Genomic DNA, 5,925 nt, shown 5'->3' with positions numbered 1-5,925 from the left:
CGGAGATGACGGGGTTGTAGGTGCCCCAGTTGCGGTCGCGGACGATGAAGGAGACGGCGCGGATCACCTCCACCCCGCCGACCCGGATGTGGCGGAGGTTGCCGGCGTCGAACTCCGCCGTCAGGCTGCCCGCCCGCAGGATGGGAGCGGGAGGGGACGGTTCTTCGGTCCCGAAGAGCTTGATGGCTTCCGCCGGTTCTGCGGTCATGGTTTTTTCCTCCCCCTCTATTTCGTTATCTGCCGACACGGCGGCTGACGATGCTTTCGATCAGCAGGGCGGCGATGATGATCGAACCGATGGCCGAGCCCTGCCAGAAGGGCGACACGCCGATCAGGTTCAGGCCGTTCCGGATCATGACCATGATCAGCACGCCGATCAGCGTGCCGATGATCGAGCCGCGCCCGCCGAACAGGCTGGCCCCGCCGATCACGACGGCGGCGATGGCGTCCAGCTCCAGCGCGTTACCCATCAGCGGGTCGGCCGAGAGAAGCTGGGCGATGGAGATCGTGACGGCGACCGCCGCCAGCGCTCCGGACACGACATAGGGCAGCACGGAGTAGAAAAAGACCGGCAATCCCGCCGCGCGAGCCGCTTCCTTGTTGGAGCCGACCGCGTAGATCGTCCGTCCGCCCTTGGTGTAGGTCAGGTATCCCCAGGCCGCGAGATAGAGCACGCAGAGCAGCAGGACGTTGGCCGGCAATCCCAGAATGTCGGTATAGACGAGGTCCGACATGCCTGACGGGATGTTGGAGATCGCGGTCTGGCCGGACAGGATGTAGGCGAGGCTGCGCCCGATCGCCATCATGCCCAGCGTCACCACGAAGGGCGCCAGACTGAAATACGCGATCAGCAGGCCGGAGATCAGCCCGATCCCGGCCCCCGACGCCACGGCGAGCAGGATCGCGGCCGGCAGCGGGTAGTTCTGCACCGCCAGCCCCAGGATGATGCCGGTCAGCCCGGCGACCGAGCCGACCGACAGGTCGATGCCGCCAGTCAGGATCACGAAGGTCATGCCGACGGCGACGATCCCGACCACCACCGACTGGTCGAGGATGTTGAAGATGTTGGATCGCGTCAGGAAATAGGGCGACAGCAGCGACAGGACGCAGGCCAGGACGATGGCCAGCACGAGCATGCGGATTTCGAGCCGTCCGGTCAGTCTTCGGAAGGCGCCGGCGGTACGTTCTCCGGCGGTCTGGGTCATCAGCGTCATGGTCTCCGGTCCAGCGGGCAGGTCACAGTGAGGCGGCGAGCGCTTCGACGCGCCCACGGATGGTTTCGGGTGACGGGGCTTTGGCGTGGGCGGGCAGCGTCAGCCCAACCCAGCCCATGTCATGGCCGCGCGCCGTGCGGAGCGGCAGCAGCATGGTCGAGCGCTGGCCGTCCGCTTCCGCGACGAAGACGGGCTCGCGGCTCGTCAGGGCGGTTGGAATCCGGGTCTCGGCGATGGGCTTGGCATCGCCGGTGGCGAACCCCGGATCGGCGGAGGCAGCCGTTCCCACGAGGTTCAGGCAGATCATCCGGTCGTGGTCGAGCAGCGCCCAGAACCCTGCCCCGCCGGTTTCGGTGCTGAGGTTCCTGAGCATTTCCGTGTTGCGCGCCATCGAAGTGCGGGGCGCCGCCAGCAGAGTCAGTTTTTCCTCGTCCAGCAGGTCCGCCGACAGGTCGGCGATGCTGGCGCCGTCGCTGATGACGACGATGCGGTCGGACAGCCCTATCAGTTCCTCGAAGTCGGAGGACACCACGACGACCGCGACGCCCTTGGCCGCGACGTCGCGGAGCAACTGGTAGATCGACTGGCGCGTCCCGATATCGACGCCCTTGGTCGGCTCGTCCAGGATCAGTACCTTGGGGTTGAGCAGCAGCCAGCGGGCGATGATGATCTTCTGCTGCATCCCGCCGGAGAAGTTCAGCATGTTGGCGTCGAGCAGCCGGTCTGCCGGCAAGCCCAGGCTCGCCAGCAGGCGGTCGATGTCCTTTTCCCGGCTGCGGTAGCCGAGACCGAATCCTCGATGCGCGCCGAGATGGGCCAGCAGCAGGTTCTCCTTGACCGACAGGTCGGGCACGATGTTCTGGCTGCGCCGGTCCTCCGCGACGAAGCCGATGCCGGCCCGCACCGCCTGCGCAGGCTTCCTCGGGTTGACGATTTTTCCGCCGACCGTGATGGTGCCGGCGCTGCGCGGGCGGAGGCCGAAGATCGCTTCCACCGTTTCCGAACGCCCGGCGCCGACCAGACCGCCGAGGCCGAGGATTTCGCCCTCGTGGACCGCGAAGGACACGTCGCGAACCAGGGGAGGCGACTTCAGGCCGGTCACTTCCAAGGCGACCGGGGCGGCCGGTTTCCCCGCCGTCGCCGGCGCGCGGTTATAGATGCCGCCGAGGTCGCGGCCGACCATGTGGCGGATCAGCTCCGCTTGGGTCAGCGACCCGGTCGGATGGGACGCCAGCACCGTGCGGCCTTCCCGCATGATCGTGACGCGGTCGGTGATTTCGAACACTTCCTCCAGCCGGTGGGAGACGAAGATCAGGCCGGTCCCGCCGCTTCGAAGTCGGGTCATGATGTCGAACAGGCGGTCCACTTCGATCGGGCTGAGCGATGCGGTCGGCTCGTCGAAGATGATCAGTTCGGCCCCGACGCCGAGCGCCTTGGCGATCTCGACAAGCTGGCGCTGGGCGGCGGACAGGCGCCGGACCTTGATGTCGAGCGGCAGGACGTCTTCCTGGCCGAGCGTCGCCAGCAGCTCGGCCCCCCGGCGGTGGAGACCGGCATAGGAGATGCCGGCGCCCTTGCGGCCGAGTTCCGGCAGGAAGATGTTCTCGGCCACCGACAGGTCGGGGACGAGGCTGGTTTCCTGCATCACGATGGCGATACCGTGGTCCAGCGCGTCGCGGGTCGAGCGCAGCCGGAGCGGCTGGCCGCGATAGACCAGCTGGCCCTCGTCCGGGATGACGTGGCCGGTGATCACCTTGGACAGCGTCGATTTGCCGGCGCCGTTGGCGCCGAGCAGGCCGTGGACCTCCCCCGGCAGCAGGTCAAGATGAGCGCCGGCCAGCGCCCGCGTGCGGTCGAAGGTCTTGGCGATGCCGGTCGCGGTCAGCAGCGGATCGCGGATGGTCATGAAGGATCGTCCTTGGAATAAACGCCCCGGACCGGGATGACCGGGGCGTCTGTCGGCGAAGGGCTACTTCACCTCGTTGGCGAAGACGGTCTCCCTCACCGTGGGAAGCACCTTGTCGATGTTCTCGCTGGTGACGGTCAGGATCGGGACCGAAATTTCCTTCTCGACGCTTTGGCCCGCGATGTGGCTCATCATCGCTTCGCCCGACTTCTGGCCCATCAGGTAGGGCTGCTGCATGCCGGAGGCGACGATCTGGCCGGACTTCAGCAGATCGACGAATTCCGGGATGCCGTCGAACGCCGCGACCAGGATCTGGCCGTCGCGCCGGGCCGCCTTGATCGCGCGGAGTGCCCCGATCGCCGGCTGGTCGGTCTGGATGAACAACCCGCGCATGTCGGGGTTGGCGGTCAGCATGTCCTGGGTGAACTTGAACGTCTCGTCCGCGGTGTAGGACTGCATCTGCTGCAAGCCGGCTTCCTTGGTCTTGACGCCGCCTTCGACCAGCCCGTCGCGGAAGCCCTGGGTACGCGCCTGACCGTTCTTCCGCGCCTGGGAGATCGTGATCAGCCCGACCGAGCCGCTTTCCCAACCCTTCTTCTTCAACGCCTGGGCGAGTGCGACGCCGACGCCCTTGGCGCCTTCGTAGTTGTTGGAGATGATGAAGGAGACGTAGTCGCCGCTGTTGGTGCCGATATCGGCGACTACCACCGGGATGCTGGCCCGCTTCGCCAGTTCCAGCACGCTGGGGGCGGTGGACGAGTCGGTCGGCGAGATCACGATGCCGGCGACGCCCTTGGCGATGGAGTCCTGGGCGTTCTGAAGCTGGGTCTGCGGGTTGTTGCGGGAATCCAGCGCCAGGAACTCGTAGCCCTTTGCTTTGGCAGCGGATTCGACGCCCTTGGACAGATAGCGCCAGAACGGCAGGTCGAGGCCGGGGGTCAGGTAGACGATTGATTTGGATGCCGCCCGCGCCGGGACAGCCAGCGGTGCTACGCCGGCCACAAGCGCGGCGCCCGCCGCAAGCTGGATGAAGCTGCGTCTTTTCATTGCTTTCCTCCCTGAAGTTATTTTTGTTTGACACTTGCTGGTTGCGGAAGCGGTGCACGCTTTGCCGGGACTTATTCTTGCTTTTTGTGTTGGTCCTCATTGCTGAAGTTATCAGCATACCAGTTTATGGTCACAACTTTGGGGGAGGCTGTCAAGCGACCCTTCGGCGAAGGGTGAGGCGGGATGTTGACTCCCCGATCACGGCCGCAGGAGTCATGATTTGTCATCATTTCCGGTTGCTCCACCGCTTGGCCGGCCGGCGCCGCTGGGCCAAAGCTCCGGCGGGAGCAGCGTGTCGCCGTCGTCGAAATAGGCCAGCGCGTCGCTGAGATCGTGGATTTGGCCGGAGAGTTCGGGATGACGGGTGAGCAGGTGCTCGTAGCAGAAGAGCTTGCGGCGAACCACGGCGCGGGTGGCTTCGTTGGCGGCGGCGCGGGCTTGGGCGGATGCCTTGGCCGGTGAGTCGGGTTGCGGTTCGGGAGCGGGCATGGGTTCGACCGGAGGCGGGAGTTCGGGCGGCATTGGCGGGTCGAAGACCGTTTCCGGGGTGAACTCCACGCCGGTTGCCTCGGCCTCCATGTCGTCCTCCCCGCACTGGCGCATTTCCTCCAAGGCTGCGGCGATGCCGCTGGAGCGCTTTGCCGTGGTGGGGACGAGTCCGCGCAGGCGGGCGATCATGTCGATGGCGCGGAGTGCGGCGAAATCGTTCTTCCGCGCCATGGCGTCGATCATCACGCGCTTGAGACCGCCGACGAGCTCGTCAAGTTCGCCCTGACGCTGATCCTCTCTGGCGTAGGTCAGGTCGGCGACACGGGCCACGACCTGCGGTTCCTTCATCAGCCGCGATCCCGTCTGGCGTGCGCTGTCCCAGGCATAGCCCGCCAGCCGGGCCGCATCGGTCAGGGTGGTGCCGGACGCTACGTGGCGGGCGAAGGCTTCCTGCCGGTGCGGGAGGGCTGGGAGCGGGCATGACGAGAGCGTTTCGGCTGATGCTTCAGCAGATTGGGACATGGCGGGCGCTTTCCGGGAGTTGATAAAGGATATTTATCCTAGATCGGAAAGGACGTCAATCCTGATGTCGCCTCGCGTCAAACTCGCTTGTTCAGGCGTGGATCGTAGAGCCATTTACGGATTTTGCGGGCACTGATCCGCGCGCAGTCCCGGTGCTGCGGGTTGATGAGGACATTGAATTCCTCCGGAACGATCACGGAAGGGACAAGGAGGAGCGCGGCTGTGCCCGAACGTATCCAGTTCGTGCCGAACTCGATGCTTGCCCGCCCTGCTGGCTCGGCGTCCCAGCCAACTGCCAGTTGGGCAGCACTCGTCACCTGCGCATCGGCCCAGAGGTCGTCCGGGACAGTCACTTCGATAAGATAACGGTTGAGGGGCAAGCGGCCGGCGTTCAGGTGGACCACGGTTTCCAGGCACGCCAACGCCCGCGTTTGCGACGCATAGACTACGGCTATGCCAACCGGATTCCAGCGGCCTCCGGTCGCTTTTGCACCAGCGCCTGACAGGTCGTCGGCTTCATAGGCTGGTGTGTCGGTACCGATCCGCCAGACCGTCCGATTCAAGCGTATGCCCCGCTCTGCACCTGCGCGAGCGTCGTGGACACGAGAGCTTGACCCTCCATGGTGTCCATGAGATCGATGGGACGCGTGCCGCCTAAAGCAGGGACGGGATCATTGAGCCAGCGGGACATCCAAGCGGCGGCGTCGAAGCCTTCCGGATTGCCCGACTCCAGGATTATCGCCTCCA

General features: G+C 65.7%; 7 protein-coding genes. All 7 read right to left on the bottom strand.

Translation table 11 applies throughout. The features are described 5' to 3' along the window. Positions 1–208 (bottom strand): D-apionate lactonase family protein (locus AC5JJ6_RS37760; protein ID WP_496046965.1); only part of this gene is annotated, 208 nt, incomplete at its 3' end. Between the two features lie 25 nt (positions 209–233). Beyond that, positions 234–1,214 (bottom strand): ABC transporter permease, encoded by a 981-nt coding sequence (locus AC5JJ6_RS37755; RefSeq protein ID WP_496046964.1) that lies wholly within the window; start codon positions 1,212–1,214, stop codon positions 234–236. A 22-nt stretch (positions 1,215–1,236) separates the two neighbouring features. After that, the gene (locus AC5JJ6_RS37750; protein WP_496046963.1) at positions 1,237–3,120 is read right to left on the bottom strand and encodes a sugar ABC transporter ATP-binding protein; all 1,884 of its coding nucleotides are present in this window, start codon (positions 3,118–3,120) and stop codon (positions 1,237–1,239) included. 63 nt (positions 3,121–3,183) lie between these two features. Continuing rightward, the gene (locus AC5JJ6_RS37745) at positions 3,184–4,167 is read right to left on the bottom strand and encodes a substrate-binding domain-containing protein (protein WP_496046962.1); all 984 of its coding nucleotides are present in this window, start codon (positions 4,165–4,167) and stop codon (positions 3,184–3,186) included. A gap of 213 nt (positions 4,168–4,380) precedes the next feature. Continuing rightward, complete coding sequence (locus tag AC5JJ6_RS37740; protein ID WP_496046961.1) at positions 4,381–5,178, bottom strand: terminase small subunit; 798 nt, start codon at positions 5,176–5,178, stop codon at positions 4,381–4,383. Between the two features lie 77 nt (positions 5,179–5,255). Further along, on the bottom strand, positions 5,256–5,741 hold the full coding sequence (locus tag AC5JJ6_RS37735) for an RES family NAD+ phosphorylase (protein ID WP_496046960.1): 486 nt from the start codon (positions 5,739–5,741) through the stop codon (positions 5,256–5,258). Then, on the bottom strand, positions 5,738–5,925 hold a 188-nt coding region (locus tag AC5JJ6_RS37730), incomplete at its 5' end, for an antitoxin Xre/MbcA/ParS toxin-binding domain-containing protein (protein WP_496046959.1). The genes AC5JJ6_RS37730 and AC5JJ6_RS37735, both read right to left, overlap by 4 nt.

The organism is Skermanella sp., from assembly GCF_059503625.1.
Note: the sequence above shows the minus strand (reverse complement) of the source record. Positions and strands in the feature narration are given on the sequence as shown.